The 15820-nt window shown below is 66.7% G+C and carries 12 protein-coding genes; 7 read left to right on the top strand and 5 right to left on the bottom strand.

Annotated features, from left to right (window positions below; genetic code table 11):
- Positions 1–146 precede the first annotated feature (146 nt).
- From ENSA7_RS40605 to orn, 3 genes are all read left to right on the top strand, one after another.
- Positions 147–1352 (top strand): Kelch repeat-containing protein, encoded by a 1206-nt coding sequence (locus tag ENSA7_RS40605; RefSeq protein ID WP_181234612.1) that lies wholly within the window; start codon positions 147–149, stop codon positions 1350–1352.
- Between the two features lie 215 nt (positions 1353–1567).
- Positions 1568–2236 (top strand): hypothetical protein, encoded by a 669-nt coding sequence (locus ENSA7_RS44810; protein WP_181234611.1) that lies wholly within the window; start codon positions 1568–1570, stop codon positions 2234–2236.
- Between the two features lie 93 nt (positions 2237–2329).
- Complete coding sequence (gene orn / locus ENSA7_RS40590) at positions 2330–2881, top strand: oligoribonuclease (RefSeq protein ID WP_106094809.1); 552 nt, start codon at positions 2330–2332, stop codon at positions 2879–2881.
- Here orn and queC read toward each other — a convergent pair.
- Entirely contained in the window at positions 2878–3600 is a 723-nt protein-coding gene (gene queC / locus ENSA7_RS40585) for a 7-cyano-7-deazaguanine synthase QueC (protein WP_106094808.1), read from the bottom strand. The two genes, orn and queC, sit on opposite strands and share 4 nt — an antisense overlap.
- A 3-nt stretch (positions 3601–3603) precedes the next feature.
- Positions 3604–3918 carry a hypothetical protein gene (locus tag ENSA7_RS40580; protein WP_106094807.1) on the bottom strand — a complete coding sequence of 105 codons (315 nt, stop codon included), beginning with the start codon at positions 3916–3918 and terminating at the stop codon, positions 3604–3606.
- Between the two features lie 74 nt (positions 3919–3992).
- Here ENSA7_RS40580 and ENSA7_RS40575 point away from each other — a divergent pair, with 74 nt between their 5' ends.
- Entirely contained in the window at positions 3993–4940 is a 948-nt protein-coding gene (locus ENSA7_RS40575; protein WP_106094806.1) for a hypothetical protein, read from the top strand.
- Between the two features lie 4 nt (positions 4941–4944).
- Positions 4945–5334, top strand: a complete 390-nt coding sequence (locus ENSA7_RS40570) for a hypothetical protein (RefSeq protein ID WP_106094805.1) — start codon at positions 4945–4947, stop codon at positions 5332–5334.
- 80 nt (positions 5335–5414) lie between these two features.
- On the opposite strand, the gene ENSA7_RS40565 is transcribed toward ENSA7_RS40570, so the two are convergent.
- The 3 genes from ENSA7_RS40565 to ENSA7_RS40555 all read right to left on the bottom strand — a co-directional run bounded on the left by ENSA7_RS40565 (position 5415) and on the right by ENSA7_RS40555 (position 11902).
- Positions 5415–7055 (bottom strand): DUF4215 domain-containing protein, encoded by a 1641-nt coding sequence (locus tag ENSA7_RS40565; protein WP_181234610.1) that lies wholly within the window; start codon positions 7053–7055, stop codon positions 5415–5417.
- A 395-nt stretch (positions 7056–7450) separates the two neighbouring features.
- Complete coding sequence (locus ENSA7_RS40560) at positions 7451–9028, bottom strand: RCC1 domain-containing protein (protein ID WP_181234609.1); 1578 nt, start codon at positions 9026–9028, stop codon at positions 7451–7453.
- Positions 9029–9379: 351 nt separating this feature from the next.
- Complete coding sequence (locus tag ENSA7_RS40555) at positions 9380–11902, bottom strand: neutral/alkaline non-lysosomal ceramidase N-terminal domain-containing protein (RefSeq protein ID WP_106094802.1); 2523 nt, start codon at positions 11900–11902, stop codon at positions 9380–9382.
- Positions 11903–12041: 139 nt separating this feature from the next.
- On the opposite strand from ENSA7_RS40555, the gene ENSA7_RS40550 reads away from it, so the two are divergent.
- The gene (locus ENSA7_RS40550; protein WP_181234608.1) at positions 12042–13727 is read left to right on the top strand and encodes an alkaline phosphatase D family protein; all 1686 of its coding nucleotides are present in this window, start codon (positions 12042–12044) and stop codon (positions 13725–13727) included.
- Positions 13728–13772: 45 nt separating this feature from the next.
- Positions 13773–15812 (top strand): YfaP family protein, encoded by a 2040-nt coding sequence (locus tag ENSA7_RS40545; protein WP_219908149.1) that lies wholly within the window; start codon positions 13773–13775, stop codon positions 15810–15812.
- Positions 15813–15820 lie beyond the last annotated feature (8 nt).

Raw genomic sequence — 15820 nt, 5'->3', positions numbered from 1 at the left:
CATGGCTGTCACACGATCGCGCGATAATAGGCGCAAAGAAACGACATCGAGCGCCAAAATTGATCTGGGCGCGCGGGCAACTCGTGACACTCTGCCGCGTGCTCAATCTGCATCCAGTCAACTCCTTCGAACGAACTCATGTTGCCGTGTCTCGCGCTGGTCTCGGGCTCGCGGCGATCCTCGCAATCACCGCGTGCGAACAGCCCGGCGATCTCGACCAGGACCCACAATTGCGGGCGTCACCGATCTCGGTGCAGCCAGCATGGCAGGCTGTCGCGCAGCACGGAGATGTCCCGCCCGGGATCTGGGAGGCCAGCGCCTCGTTCGCGCGCGGCAAGGACGCCAATGTCATCTACCGGTTTGGCGGACAGACCGGGAGCTTCCCCGACGACCCCACGCTCAACGACTTCTACGCGCTCGATCTGGACACGGGCACGTGGACCAACCTGGCCTTCACCCAGCCACCGACGCCGCGCGCCGAGACGGTGATGATCCCCGGTCCCTGCGGCAACTGTGTGAGCGTCGTCGGCGGGCGCGGGCGGTTCCGGACGGGCGATGATCTGATGTTCCCGGAGATGTGGACCTACCACACCAAGAGTCAGTCGTGGGAGCAGGCCGCGGGCGAGCAGCTCGGGGACCCGCTCGCCGTGCGCCGGTCCTCGGCGGTGGTCGTCGCGGTTGCGGATCCCGATCACCCCAACAAGAAGAAGACGCTCTACGCGTTTGGCGGGGTCGGCAACACCTTGTCGGGGTTTGCCAGGACGCCGACCGGGCTGCGCAACGACGTCGCCGTCTACGACTATGACTCGGGCTGGAGCGTGATCCCGACCGTCGGCGAGGCACCTGCGCCGCGGGCCTGGGCGTCGGGCGGCTACGATCCGGACAGCGAGTCCTTGCTGGTGTTTGGCGGGTATCGGCTCGGCGCCGACCAGGGCCCGGAGACGCCGCCCTGGGAGCTGTTTGGGGCGACGAACTACGAGAACGATCTGTGGTCGTTCGATCTCGCCACGTCCGCGTGGACGCAGCTCGAGCCGGTCGGTCCGGTCCCGTCGCCGCGCGACAACGCCGTCGCGTTCTTCGACGCCGCCCACGGTGGCTTGGTCGTGTATGGTGGCCAGACCTTCGCGGGCTTGTCTGACGAGCTGTGGTTCTACTCGGTCGACGACAACGAGTGGACGCAGATCCCCCTCGACCCGAGCGCTGCAGTCCCGGCCATGCGGGTCGGCGGCGTGTTCTTCGTTCAGGAGACGCCGACCACCTACGAGCTCTACCTGCAGGGTGGATCGTCGTCGGACGGCGGCCCCAGCGAGTTCTTTGACGATCTCTGGAAGCTGTCCTGGCCCAAGATCTGAGGTCGACGAGCACGGGACATGTTGCGTCATGTCCCGTGCGTGCGCGCTCCGGCGATTGAGGGGGCGGTGTGATCAAGCCAAACGCCACGCTGGCTGGCGACCCTGGAGTAGAGCGACAGGTCGGCGGAAAGTTTTCGCGCGGCCGAGATAGCTCGTGCGCTAGAACACGTCATGACGCTGGCACCCGATGGGCTCGAGCGGCGGTAGAGTTGGCCATGTTCTACTCGACGTCGCGTTCCTGGCTGTGTGCTTGTTCTCTTCTGCTGTGGGCTGGCTGCGGGGATGATGGCACCCCCGCAGGCGATGGCACCGAGACCAGCTCGGGTGACGGCGACGGCGATCCGGGCGATGGCGATCCGGGAGACGGCGACGGCGATGACGGCGACGGCGACGGCGATCCGGGCGACGGCGACGGCGATCCGGGAGATGGCGACGGCGACACCGGGGATGGCGACGGCGACACCGGGGACGGGGACGGCGACGGCGACACCGGAGACGGCGACGGCGATCCCGGCAACGTCACGTACACCGCCGTCGCGCAGCCTGGCGGGCTCGACCGGGTGTTCATCGAGCGCCACGACGAAGACACCGACACGTGCACCCGCGTGGTCCTGGTCTCGCCGGCGCTCATCCAGACCTTCAACGTTCAGCTGCCGGACAACTGGTCGATCGAGAGCGTCACCAACAACCAACCGGCGGACTGCTCCGTCCTCGACTTCGACGAGCAGATCGAGAGTGGGACCGGCGTCATCGAGTTTCTGGACTTCGATCAATTCGACATCTTCCCGTGCACGATCAACGTCGACGTGCAGTTCGACGTGGCCGGCGATCCGCCGACGCTCGACTTCAGCGTCATGAACCTCGCGGTCATGGGCGCTTGCTAGTGCCGCGCTGCGACCGCGCGGCCCGGTCGCAGCAGATCGCCGAGCTCTGAGCCCATTTGGCGATTCGCGTCGCGGTAGTACCATCGCCGGCCGATGGCCGACCCACACCCCCCGTTGATCTGGATCGACATGGAGATGACCGGCCTCGACCCGGACATCGAGAAGGTGCTCGAGATCGCCACGCTGATCACCAACGGCGATCTCGAGGTCATCGCCGAGGGGCCCGAGCTGGTGATCCACCAGCCGGACGAGGTGCTCGACGCGATGGGCGAGTGGTGCCGAGAGCACCACGGCGCCAGCGGCCTGACCGACCAATCACGCCGCTCGACGATCGACGTGCATGAAGCCGAGCGCCAGACCCTGGCCTTCATCCAGACCCACTGCCATCCGGGGCAGTCGCCCCTGTGCGGCAACACGATCGGCCAGGACCGCCGCTTCTTGGTCCGCCACATGCCAGCGATCGACCGGTTCTTGCATTACCGCAGCGTCGACGTCACCACCCTCAAAGAGCTGTGCCAGCGCTGGTACCCTGAGCTCCCGGGGATCGCCAAGACCGAGTCCCACCGGGCGCTCGACGACATCCGCGAGTCGATCGCCGAGCTCCGCTACTACCGCGAGCACGTGTTCGTGAAGCCGCCGCTCTAGCTTTGGCGATACCGCGTCGGGTCGGCGACCCCGGCCTGCTCGAAGCCCGCCCGCCGCAGCGCGCAGCTCTCACACTGGCCGCACGCCAGTCCGTGGGCCGGGTCGTAGCAGCTGGTTGTCTGGGCGTAGTCGACCCCGAGCGACACGCCGCGCTGGATGATCTCGTGCTTGTGCAGCTCGATCAGCGGCGCATGAATGCGCAAGCGGTCCGGGCCCGCGCCAAACTTGGTAGCGAGGTTGGCCGTGCGCTCGAACGACTCGATGAACTCCGGCCGGCAGTCGGGGTAGCCCGAGTAGTCGACCGCGTTGACGCCCAGCCAGATGTCGTGGGCGCCGACGACCTCGGCCCACGCCAGCGCGTAGCTCAAGAACACGGTGTTGCGCGCGGGCACATACGTGCTTGGGATGTCGTCGTGGCCCTCGCGCGAGGCCGCGCTGGGGACCGCGAGCTCGCTGCCCGCGACCAGCGATGTCGCGGGCGCGACCAGCTGGCCGAGCTGGCCAAGGTCCAAGACCTGGTGCGCGACCGCCCCAAAGCTGGCCGCCTGGGTCGCGGCACAGCTCAGCTCGTGGCCGTGGCGTTGCCCGTAAGAAAAGCTCAGCGCGTGGATCCGCTGCTTGGCCTCGCGGGCCGCGATCGCCAGCACCGTGCTCGAGTCGAGGCCGCCGCTGAGCAGCACGATCGCCGCTGCCCCCGGGGTTGGTTCACGCTGCGGCATCAGTCACCGACCTGGCGTGCAGAAGAACGCGAACGATTCATTGGTGAAGCCCGGGTCGCACGCACAAAACGGCGCGTTGGTGTCGAGGTCGAAGCTGCAGCTCCCGTTGCCGCCGCAGTAGATGCCCTTGCACGGATCGAGCGGGTCGATGCACACCTGCGCCTCGGCCAGGCACTGCGCACCTTGGTTGCAGCCGCTCCCGACCAGGCACGAGCCCCCCGGGTAGCCCGGCGGCGGCTGTTTGTCCTCGACATCGAAGCCGCGGTAGCAGCCCACGCTCGCCAGGAGGACGGCCAGCAGTGCGGTGTGCGAGCGCATGCGAGGCCAGAGATTACAAACCTGGGCGCGCGCTCGCCATGACAAACAGCCCGCCGGGGTGGTAAAGCTCGGGGATGCTGGTCAACCTACCAGCGAGGCTCATCTGCGTGGGGCTGAGCTCGGCCCTGCTGATCTCGAGCCCCGCGCTCGCGAGCGGGCCCACCACCTGGGCGGACGCGGCCACCGCCTTCACGCTCGGCCCGCGCGACGGCGACATCACCCCCGACTCGGCCAACAGCGCGCGGTTTGGCATCGAGCAGCAGGGCCAGCAGCTGATTCAAGCTGGCGCCCACGAGCAGGCCGCCGAGCTGTACTGGTCCAAGGGGATCGAGCTGGCGGATCCCGTGTTGATCGTCGACGCCGCCGAGGCGTGGCGCGAGCAGGCCGCGACCCAGCGCTCGATCGTCGCGGCACAGACCGCGATCGATCGGGTCCAGCTGGCCCTGGACATGCTGTACTTCCTGCGTGACAGCGCGAGCTCGGCGAGCTGGCAGCCGGTCGCGCCCGAGTACCTGGGCGTCGTGATCGATCGCGCCCGGGCAGTCGTCACCGACGCGGAGGCGCTGATCGCCGAGATCGAAGCCGAGCAAGCCGCGGCCGCCCAAGCCGCCAACGCCCCCGAACAGACCGAGCGCCAGCGCAAGCCGGCCAAGCCCGGCACCGGACTGATCGCCGGTGGCAGCGCGGCGATCGTGCTCGGTCTCGGCGGCGCGGGGCTTGGCGTCGCTGGCTTGGTCCTCGGCGGTCAGGCCCAGGCCGACGTCGAAGATCCCACCGTCTACGAGCCAGAACACAGCGCCGCCGAAGCCCGCGGTCGCACGGCCAACCTGCTCGCGGGCGTCGGCATCGGCGTGGCGGTCGTCGGGATCAGCGTCGGCGCGGCCTTGATCGCGCTCGGAAACAAGCAGCGCAAGCGATCCCCCACCGAGGCATCGGCCCAGGTCACGCCCACGTTGATGTGCGCCGGGTTGCTCGGCCTCGACTGCACGGGCGCCGGCCTGAGCGTCCAAGGAAGGTTCTGAGTCCATGACGCCGCGCCAACTCTCACGGCTCGCCCTCCTCAGCCTGGCCTGCGCCCTCGCGCCCACTCCCGCCCACGCCGCTGAAGAGTGCGGCCCCGATGCATGTGTCTCCGGGGCCGGCTGGGCATCCGGCGAGCAACTAGACGACTCTGCGCGCGCGCGCGAGGCCAAGCGCAACCGCAAGAACAAGGACGTTCAGCTGACCGTGCAAGTCGCCAACGGGCGCGGCAGCGTGTTCGTCGACGGCGTGTGGATCGCCCCCGTTCCCGCGCTGTATGTGCCGATCAAGCCCGGCAAGCACGACCTCGAGGTCCGCGATGGTGAGCGGGTGATCGCGCGCGGGGTCCTGACGATCCCCAAGAAAGCTGGCGAAGTCTCGGTTCGGGTGTTTTGAACCGGCCGCAAATGTAGAAACGGACCGCCAGGTCTCCCCGGCGGTCCGTACATGCGAAGCAGTCGAAGGCGCCCCGTTTCTCAGAACACCCGCACAGGGTCCACGTCGATCGGCAGCTCGTCGTCACCGACGTTCTCGGTGTTGCCAAGACCGAGTTGGCCAAATTCGTTGCCTCCCCAGCACCGCACGCTGCCATTCACCCCCAACGCGCAAGTGAACACGTCACCCGTCACGATCGAGGTGATCGCAGCCCCCCCGAGATCGACGGAATCCACAGCCGACGGATGTTGGACATAACCAACCTGGCCGGTATTGCCATACCCGAGCTGCCCAACCGGAGAGGCTCCCCAGCAGCGCACGGCCCCACCTTCGAGCACCGCGCAGGTGTGGTACTGCCCAGTGCTGACATCGAGGACCGCGCCACCCACGTCGACCGTTCCCACGGCGGTTGGAAATTCATCGTCCCCAACCGCGTCTTCCACACTCGGATAGCCCAGCGCAACTCCACCCCAACACTGAACGTCTCCAGTCTCGAGTCGCGCGCAGCTGTGTGCGAGGTGGGTCGAGACCTGGACCGCCTTGGCGTCCAACTGCACATCGCCGGCCGACGCGGGGGTCTCATCGTCGCCGATCTGGTTGAGGTTGCCGTAGCCCAGGACCCCGCCAAAAGAGCTACCCCAGCATCGAACCGCCCCATTCGCGAGCACCGCGCAGGTTTGAAACGACCCGGCGGAGATCTGGACGGCCTTGTGGAAGCCCAGGGTCACGTCGCCCGCCAGCGATGGGTTCTCATTGTCGCCAATGCTCTCCATATGCCCATAACCGAGCTGACCGTGACTGTTGAGGCCCCAGCAGCGCACCGCTCCGGTGTCGAGCAGGGCGCAAGTGTGAGCGTCGCCCGATGTAATTTGGACAGCCGAGCCACCGAGCACGATGTCGCCGGCCGTCGCGGGGACCTCGTCATCACCGATGTCCTGCGAGCCCGGAGTTCCAAGTTGCCCGGCGATATTGTTCCCCCAGCAACGCACGGCGCCGGTGTCGAGCAACGCGCAAGTATGAAAATAGCCCGCGCTGATCTGGACAGCGATCCCGCCGATCTCGACGTCGCCCGCGGCGGCCGGGTGCTCATCGTCGCCGATCGTCTCGGTGTGCCCGTATCCCAGCTCCCCATACGTGTTCTCACCCCAACAACGCACGGCGCCGGTGTGGAGGAGGGCACAGGCGTGCGTGGCCCCGGCGACGATCTGCGTCACCTGCTCCGGCTCGCAGCTGTTCGAGCAGCCGTCGCCCTCGACGTCGTTGCCATCATCGCACCCCTCGACACCGTAGAAGATGATGCCATCGCCACACACATTGAGCTCGCACGCGGTCGTGCATTCGTCGTCGTCGAGTTCGTTGCCATCGTCGCAGGCCTCGAAGTCGTCAGCAAAGGTGTAGCCATCGCCGCAGACATTGAGCTGACAATCGGGCGTGCACAGGCCGTCTTCGTCGCCCGAGGAGCCCGGCTCGCAGGCTTCATCGCTCTCGACGAGCCCATCACCACACACGGGCCCGCCCGCATCGGTGTCGTCGGGAGCGGCCTCCGAGGTGTCCGGCTCACCGGTCTCGGTGCCGTCCGTGTCGCCGGTGCCGTCGTCGGCGGTGAAGTCTGCGTCGTCAGCGCACGCGCCGAGCAAGAGGACGAGAATGGGGCTGAGGGAAATTGCGGAATTGAGTTTCATGGCGTCTCCGAGGGCACTGGCGGCAGATCGGGGATCGATGCTCGCCGTGCTCGGGGGGGCCATGTGCACGCGGTGTGCCACTCGAATTCAGCCAGATTCGAGGGTCCTCATCCGTCGTTGACGAGAATCTCGTCGCCGACTGGCGAGAATCTCGTCGCCGACTGACGAGAATTTCGTCAGTTGCATGAAACGTGGCCTGAAGCCGCGCCAACCCCCGATCCACCTGACGAAATTTTCGTCACCCAGCCGACAGAGCGCGCAGCGGTCGGCCAGGCCCCGTGATAGCGAGGCCAACCTCATCTCACGGGGCACGCCAAACAACGCCAAAACGCAGAAAGGACCGCCGGGTCTCCCCGGCGGTCCAAACATGTGAAGCAGTCGAGGACGCCCGTTCCTCAGAACACCCGCACAAGATCCACGTCGACGGGTAGCTCGTCGTCACCAACGTTCTCGGTGTTGCCAAGCCCGAGCTGCCCTTGCGAGTTGTCTCCCCAGCACCGCACGCTGCCGTCCACCACCAACGCGCAAGTGTGAGCATAACCCGTCACGACCGAGGTGATCGCGGCACCCCCGAGATCGACGGTGGGCACGGCCGAGGGATGTTGGGAATAGCCAACGTTGTCGGTGTTGCCGTACCCCAGCTGCCCATTCGAAGAGTCCCCCCAGCAGCGCACGTCGCCGCCTTCGAGGACCGCGCAGGTGTGATCCTCGCCGGTGCTGATATCGAGGACCGCGCCGCCAACGTCGACCGGTCCCACGGCGGTTGGAAATTCGTCGTCCCCAATGAAGTTTTTTAGATGCGGAACGCCGATCGCAGGTCCCCCCCAGCACCGCACCTCTCCAGTCTCGAGTCGCGCGCAGGTGTGCCGCAGATGAGTCGTGACTTGGACTGCCTTGGCCCCCAACTGCACATTGCCGGCCGACCACGGGGTCTCATTGTCGCCGATGTCATCGAGGTTGCCGTAGCCCAGGGCCCCTGTGTCAGCGCTGCCCCAGCATCGAAGCGCGCCATCCTCGAGCACCGCGCACGTTTGCCGGGCACCAGCGGAGAGTTGGACGGCGCTGTGGAAGCCCAGGGTCACGTCGCCCGCGAGCGACGGGTTTTCATCGTCGCCAATGGTCTCGGTATGCCCATAGCCGAGCTGACCGCGATCGTTATAGCCCCAGCACCGCACCTTCCCGGTGTCGAGCAGGGCGCAGGTGTGACTGTCCCCCGACGTAATCTGGACGGCTGAGCCACCAAGAACGACATCGCCGCCCGCCGCAGGGACTTCATCATCACCGATGTTCTCGGAGCCCGGGATCCCGAGTTGCCCGGCATAGTTCGTCCCCCAGCACCGCACGGCGCCGGTGTCGAGCAGCGCGCAAGTGTGAAACATGCCCGCGCTGAGCTGGACAGCGATCCCACCTAAATCGATGTCGCCCGCGGCGGCCGGTTGATCATCGTCGCCGATCGTCTCGGTGTGCCCGTAGCCCAGCGCGCCCGCGCCGTTGTACCCCCAGCAGCGTACGGCGCCGGTATGGAGAAGGGCACAGGTATGAGCGGCTCCAGCGACGATCTGCGTCACCTGCTCCGGCTCGCAGCTGCTCGAGCAGCCGTCCCCGACGACGTCGTTGCCGTCGTCGCAGCCCTCGACTCCGTAAAAAATGATGCCGTCGCCACACACGTTGAACTCGCACGCGTTGGTGCACTCGTCATCGTCGAGCGCGTTGCCGTCGTCGCAGGCCTCGAAGTCGTCGGGGAAGGTGTAGCCATCACCGCAGGCGTTGAGCTGACACTCGGGCGTGCACAGGCCGTCCTCGTCGCCCTCGGAGCCCGGCTCGCAGGCTTCATCACCCTCGACGAGACCGTCACCGCACACCGGGCCGCCCGTGGCCATGTCCGTGTCGTCGGGAGCGGGGTCCGAGGTGTCCTGCTCGCCGGTTTCAGTGCCATCTGTATCTCCGGTGCCGTCGTCGGCGGTGAGGTCCACGGTCTCGGTGCATGCGCCGAGCAAGAGGACGAGAAGGGGGCTGAGGGAAATTGCGGAATTGAGTTTCATGGCGTCTCCGAGGGCACTGGCGGCAGATCGGGGATCGATGCTCGCCGTGCTCGGGGGGGCCATGTGCACGCGGTGTGCCACCCGAATTCAGCCCGATTCGAGGGTCTTCAACCGTCGTTGACGACAATCTCGTCGACGATCGACGAAATTATCGTCGCCGACCGACGAGAATTTCGTCAGTCCCATGAAACGCCACCTAAAAGCGGCGCCAGGCCGTCGCCAGGCGCCGATTCCACTGACGAAATTTTCGTCACCCAGCCGACACGCCGCGCAGCGACCCGCTCAGGGCCCGGTGATCGTCGCCGTGACCGGGCTCGGCTCGAGGTCCGCGCTCAGCCACGCGTCGACCTCGAGGTTCGCGCTCGCGTCGATCCCCGTCTGCCCAAAATCGAACACGTAGGCGTCCTCGACCGGATCATAGCTGGCCTGCCAGACCTCCCCGGTCGGCATGCCGTCGACGATGAACGCCAAGCTCAACGGCGCGCGCACGTGGATCCCGTCCTCGGGCGTGTGCCAGGCGTCGTGCAGACGCCAGCCGCGGACCGGCCAGGTCCCGTCCATGACCTCCGGCACGCTCGGCAACACCAGGCTCAGATACAGCGTGTCGGGGTCGGTCAGGTTCGCGGCCAGGTTGGCGTCGTTGGACTGCTCGACCGCGAACGGCAGGCTCGCGGCCTCGTACTGCTGGACGTTGGCGCCGTCCCAGTACGGCCCCGTCGCGACCATGCGGTACTCGCCGGCCGGCCAGTCCGCGGGGATCTCCCAGTCGACGTACCACACGTGGGCGCGCGACGCCGCGACGTTGCCGTTGGGCGCCGGGTTGGGATCGTAGTGGGTGATCATCTCGTTGCGGCTGTTGTCGTAGGCGCGCCCGGGCCAACCGGCGGGGTGCGGAACGTCGGCGAACCCACCTTGGCCATCGTCGACCTGCAGCCGCACGTTCGGCGCGCCCACGCTCGGGTCGCCGCCGCCAAACCGGAACCGGACCAGATCCAGGCGCCGCTGCAACACTTCTATGTTGGTGATCACCGCGCCGTGGTTTTGGCTCAGCTCGAGCCCGCGCGGCGTGAAGCTGCCTGGATCAGTGAGCGTGGGCGACTCTTCGACCAGCGCGGGCCCGATGTCGCCGGCCAGGATGTCCGCGATCATCTCCATGTCGGTGTCGACCATGAACGCGCCACCTTGGGGCCCCCACAAGCTCATCTCGGACTCGTAGCCGCCCTGGAACCAGTCGTCGGGCGCGGTGAAGTACAGCAGGTGGTCCTGCGAGTAGCCCCACACCATCAGGTCGATCGGCTCGGGGGAGTCCAGCAGCGCGAATTGGTCGCGCGCGTACTTGATGATCGAGTAGGCCGGCTCGCCGGGCATCGTCATCATGAACAGCGGGCCGATCTTTGCCACGCTCAGGTAGGTCTGGTGGATCTCGCCGTGGGGCACGTCGCCGAACAGCAGGGTCTCGATCGGGATGCACTGCTTGTTCTTGCCCTCCATCGACGTGTTGGGGTCGTCGTCCTCGGAGACGCCCGTGCACTGCCAGCCGCCCCACACGTAGTCGACCGGGACGACGTTGAAGAGCTCACCCGAGAACTCGCCGCTGCGGTCGTAGCCAAATTTTTCGTAGGTCAGATCCACGCGCCGCGACTGCACGACGATCTCGGGGTCGTCGTCCCACGCGAGGTTCTGGTAGGCGTCGAAGATCACCGGCGCCGCGACGGTGCCGATCAGCTCAGTCCGCTGGGTGGCCGCGTCATGACCCAAAAACCCGCCGCGCGGGGACGAGTCGCCGCCGCCTGCCTGGGCGATCATGCCGTAGATCGGCTGCCCGGTCTGCTCGAAGAAGTACTGCTCGAACTCGAGCTCCACGGCCCCAGGCGCGTCTTCGGTCAGCAACTCGTTCTCGTAGGCGACGCTGATCCCGTGGATGCCAAAGTTGAACATCGCGGCCATGGGCGTGCCGTTGGGCCGACGCAGCGCGAACACGGTCAGCGTTGGATCCTTGCCGTAGGTCGGGTTGTTGGCGCCGCGGCGGTCACCGTAGACCTTGTCGCTGGGATCCCAGTCTTCGATCGCGGTGTAGCCCCACTGCGCGTCGCCGAGGTCGTCCATCGCGTCCTTGATGGTCTTGGCGAACTCGGTGGCGAGCAGATCGATGACCTCTTCGTCGGAGGTGTCGGTCCCGACCGCGCCAAAGATGTCTGGAAGCCGCCAGTAGCGACCGTGCGCGTGGTGGGAGTGGGTCGCCCCCCAGATGATGCGGCCGCGCAGATCGTCGCCGTAGAGCTCCTGGTACTTGGCCGCGGTCGCGTCGGTGACCCCAGACTCGGCGCTCATCATCGGGGTCTTCATCAGCACGACCTGCTCGCCGGCCTCGCTCTGCATGACGATCGCCTTGATCGTGGGGTAGTTGTAGAAGCCGCGGGTGCCATAGAATTGGTCGCTCCACGGGGTGTTGGTGCCGCCCAGGCGGCCGCCGTAGCCAGCGAGCGAGATCCCAATCGGGTGCTCGAGGTAGCGCATGGCCACGCCGGCTTGCAGCGGGGTCGTCGGCTGATCACCGTCGCCATCGCCGGGGTCGCCGTCACCGTCGCCCGGATCACCGTCACCGTCACCGTCGCCGTCGCCGTCGCCCGGGTCACCATCACCGTCGCCCGGATCACCGTCGCCGTCGCCGGTCTCGCTGGTGGTGCTCTCTTCGCCGCCGCTGACCGCATCATCACCGCACGCTGCGAGCGCGAGCGTGGACAGTGCGAGGGCGGTGACGGATGCGTGGACTAACGACGTACGAACAAACCAGCTGCGGCGCATGGCTAACACTACGCCGAGACCGGGCTCGCATGAACCGCGCACCGTCGGTTCCGCGCAGACTGCGTTTTCTCGGTCTGCATGGGACATTTGCTCGACATCGACGTGCGACTCGGGCGACCCTGGTTGTCCTGGATTCGACATGACGATCACCCGCCGAGAGCTCCTTCGCCGCGCTGGCATGCTTGGCGCGACCTCCCTGATCCCCAGCTTCAGCGCCTGCACCACAGCGCCTGGCCTCGAGGCGGGTGAGACCGGCGAGACGGGTGGGACGGGGGAGACGGGCGGCGACGACGGCCTGCCAAGGTACGAGTGGGAGGGCGAGCTCGGGCCCGAGACGATCTTTACTCACGGGGTCGCGAGCGGCGATCCGCTCAGCGACTCGGTGATCCTTTGGACAAGGGTCTCGCCCGCCGTCGAGGCGCCCGTCGAGCTGTTCTTCGAGATGGCGGTGGATCCCGGGTTCGAGATGCGGGTGGCGGCCGATTGGATCGCGGCGACCGACGCCGAGCGCGACTACACCAGCAAGATCGACGTCGACTCGCTCGCGCCCGGCTCGACCTATTACTACCGGTTCTATGCGCAGGGCCGGGTCTCGCCGATCGGACGGACCCGGACCGCACCCAGCGGCGCCGTCGATCACCTGCGCTTCGCGGTGTGCTCGTGCTCGAGCTGGGCCCACGGTTATTTTCACGTCTACGACGAGATCGGCGGCCGCGCTGATCTCGACGCGGTGCTGCAGCTGGGCGACTACATCTACGAGTTCGGCGACGGCACCTACGGCGATATTCGCGGCTACGATCCCAGTCACGAGTGCGTGACCCTCGACGACTATCGCCGCAGGTACCGGATGTACCGGACCAGCACGGGTCTGCAGCACGCGCACCGCCAGCACCCCTTCATCTTGACCTGGGACGATCACGAGATCGCCAACGACGGGTGGAAAGACGGCGCCGCCAACCACGACTTTGCCGAGGAGGGGCCGTGGGCCGATCGCAAGATCGCCGCGACCCGGGCCTACTTCGAGTGGTTGCCGCTGCGCGAGGGCGTTCCTGGGCGCGTCTATCGGGAGCTGCCGTATGGCGACCTCGCCCACGTGATCGTGCTGGACACGCGGTTTGAAGGGCGGGAGCAGCAGGTCAAGCTGTTCAGCGACCCCGAGCCGCTCGCGGCGATCACCGATCCCGAGCGGCAGCTCCTGGGCGCCGAGCAAGAAGCCTGGTTGTTCGACCTGCTCAGCTCGAGCACCGCGAAGTGGAAGCTGCTCGCGCAGCAGGTCATGCTTGGCCAGACGATCGTGCAGGCCGGCCAGGACGGCGAGCCCAACCGCCCGCTGTTCACCGATCCCTGGGACGGCTACGACGGCGCGCGTCGGCGGCTCTACGGCCACCTGCGCGACAACGCGATCGGCAACCTGGTCGTGCTCACGGGCGACGTGCACTCCTCGTTCGCGGTCGAGCTGACCGAGAACCCGCTCGAGGGCTACGACCCCGCCACTGGCGAGGGCTCGGTCGCCGTCGAGTTCGTGACGCCCGGCGTGACCTCACCCGGGCTCAGCTACGACAGCGGCACCCTCGCGACCTTGCAGATGATCAACCCGCACTGGCGCTGGACTGAAGTGCTGCTCAAGGGCTACCTGACCCTCGATGTTCAACCCGATCGGGTCCAGAGCGACTGGTGGCTGTTCGGTGGCGCGCAGGTGTCCAACCCGAACTTTACGGGCAGCGCCTACGGTGGTTCGTGGCAGGTGTTCGACGGCGACCCGGTGTTGGTCGAAGCCAGCGAGGCCGCCACGGGCAAGCAAGACCCGCCGCCGCTCGCCCCCTAGCTCAGCGTATGATCCCCAGCCCCGACCCGACTCCGGCCCCGCCGCTTGCGCGTAAGGCGCTCGCGTACGACAAGAACGATCATGGATTTTCAGGCATTCAAGACCGCCGTGGCGAAGCAGTTCGAGCGCATGCAACGGCACACGCTGCTGCGCGCCACCGTCGACAAGGACGCGCTCTGGGCCACCTACCTCGACTCCTTCCCGCCCGGCACCAACGAGCTCTTCCGCGAGCGTAGGAGGTACGACTGCAGCAGCTGCCGTCAGTTCATTCGCGCGGTCGGCGACGTCGTAGCGATCATCGACGGCAAGCTCGAGACGATCTGGGACGTCCGCATCTCCGGCTTCCAGCCCACCACCGACGCCCTGGCCGCCCTCGTCCGCGACGCGCCGGTCGAGAACATCTTCCTGCACTACGAGCGTACGGCCGGCGCAGACAAGACCTTCGAGGAGATGAGCGAGCGGGTCCACACCTGGCACCACTTCTTCGTCAACATCCTCGAGAAGCACGTCAAACCCCGCTCGCAGATCCCGACCGCCCTGGCCGAGCCCCGCGACCTTCGTAATGTCTTGATACGTGGGTTGGGCGAGATCTCCGTGGACGCCATCGACACGGTCCTCGACCTCATCTCGCAAAATTCGCTCTACCGCGGCGAGGAGCACAAGTTCGCCGTCACGGCTTTCAAGCGGCTGAAGGCCCAGTTCGAGGGACTACCGGCTGATCAACAGAAGCTGTTCGGCTGGACGACCGAAACGCCTGCCTCGGTCGCGAAGATCCGCAACACCTCGATCGGCACACTGCTGGTCGACCTCTCGGAAGGTCGGGATCTCAACAGCGCCGTCGGCCGCTTCGAGGCCCTGGTCGCGCCGGCCAATTACAAGCGCCCCTCGGCGCTGATCAGCAAGGGGATGATCGAGCAGGCGAAGGCCAAGCTCGTCGAAATGGGCCTGAGCTCATCCCTCGAGCGGCGCCACGCTACCCTCGAAGACATCACGATCAACAACATCTTGTTTGCCGATCGGGCGGCTCGCGAGGTCATCAACGGCGACGTCTTCGATGAGTTGACGGCCGCCACGGCCTCCACGCCGAAGGACCTCGACAAGATCCAGGAGGTCCCCATCGAGCGCTTCCTCGCCGAGATCCTGCCGCGGGCCCAGAGCCTCGAGCTGCTGCTGGAGAACCGGCACGCGTCCAAGCTCGTCAGCTTGATCGCGCCCGTGGACCCCACGGCCGGCGGCCTGTTCAAGTGGAACAACAACTTCAGCTGGTCCTACATCGGCGAGCTCGCCGACTCGATCCGCGAGCGCGTGAAGAAGGCCGGCGGCAACGTCACGGGCGACCTGTGCTGCCGGCTGTCCTGGTCGAATTTCGACGACCTCGACCTCCACATGCACGAGCCGGGCGGCGCTCACATCTACTTCGGCCACAAGCGCTCCGACGCCACCGGCGGGCGCCTCGACGTGGACATGAACGCCGGGAGCGGCCAGACCCGCGAGCCGGTCGAGAACATCTTCTATGGCGATCGCGGCAAGATGCGCGAGGGCGTCTACACCCTCTCGGTCCACCAGTACACCAGGCGCGAGAGCACCGACATCGGCTTCGAGGTCGAGATCGACTACCTCGGCACGCTGCATCGCTTCGCCTACGCCAAGCCCATGCGACAGGGCGAGACGGTGAACGTGGCCAAGCTCGACTACAGCCACAGTGCTGGCCTCGAGCTGACCGAGTCGCTGCCCCGCTCGTCCGGCTCGCGCGATCTATGGGGCCTGCCCTCCAAGAGCTTCCACCGGGTCACGACGGTCATGATGTCGCCCAACCACTGGGACGGCCAGGGCGTCGGCAATCGGCACTTCTTCTTCATGCTCGACGGCTGCAAGAACGACGGCAGCGCGCGAGGCTTCTTCAACGAGTTCCTGAAGTCCGAGCTCGACCCGCATCGCAAGGTGTTCGAGGTCGTCGGGTCGAAGATGAAGGTGCCGGACGCCGACAACCAGCTCAGCGGCATCGGCTTCTCTTCGACCCAGAAGAATACCCTCGTCTGCCGGGTCAAGGGCAGCTTCACCCGGACGATCAAGATCGTCTTTTGAAAGAGAAA

Origin of the sequence: Enhygromyxa salina, from assembly GCF_002994635.1 — a bacterium.
GTDB classification, from domain to species: domain Bacteria; phylum Myxococcota_A; class Polyangia; order Nannocystales; family Nannocystaceae; genus Plesiocystis; species Plesiocystis salina_B.
Note: the sequence above shows the minus strand (reverse complement) of the source record. Positions and strands in the feature narration are given on the sequence as shown.

Bases quoted from the DNA above. Each gene is read 5' to 3' on its own strand.
- ENSA7_RS44810 (WP_181234611.1), top strand. From the start codon at position 1,568: ATGTTCTACTCGACGTCGCGTTCCTGGCTGTGTGCTTGTTCTCTTCTG.
- orn (WP_106094809.1), top strand. From the start codon at position 2,330: ATGGCCGACCCACACCCCCCGTTGATCTGGATCGACATGGAGATGACC.
- queC (WP_106094808.1), bottom strand. From the start codon at position 3,600: ATGCCGCAGCGTGAACCAACCCCGGGGGCAGCGGCGATCGTGCTGCTC.
- ENSA7_RS40580 (WP_106094807.1), bottom strand. From the start codon at position 3,918: ATGCGCTCGCACACCGCACTGCTGGCCGTCCTCCTGGCGAGCGTGGGC.
- ENSA7_RS40575 (WP_106094806.1), top strand. From the start codon at position 3,993: ATGCTGGTCAACCTACCAGCGAGGCTCATCTGCGTGGGGCTGAGCTCG.
- ENSA7_RS40570 (WP_106094805.1), top strand. From the start codon at position 4,945: ATGACGCCGCGCCAACTCTCACGGCTCGCCCTCCTCAGCCTGGCCTGC.
- ENSA7_RS40565 (WP_181234610.1), bottom strand. From the start codon at position 7,055: ATGAAACTCAATTCCGCAATTTCCCTCAGCCCCATTCTCGTCCTCTTG.
- ENSA7_RS40555 (WP_106094802.1), bottom strand. From the start codon at position 11,902: ATGCGCCGCAGCTGGTTTGTTCGTACGTCGTTAGTCCACGCATCCGTC.
- ENSA7_RS40550 (WP_181234608.1), top strand. From the start codon at position 12,042: ATGACGATCACCCGCCGAGAGCTCCTTCGCCGCGCTGGCATGCTTGGC.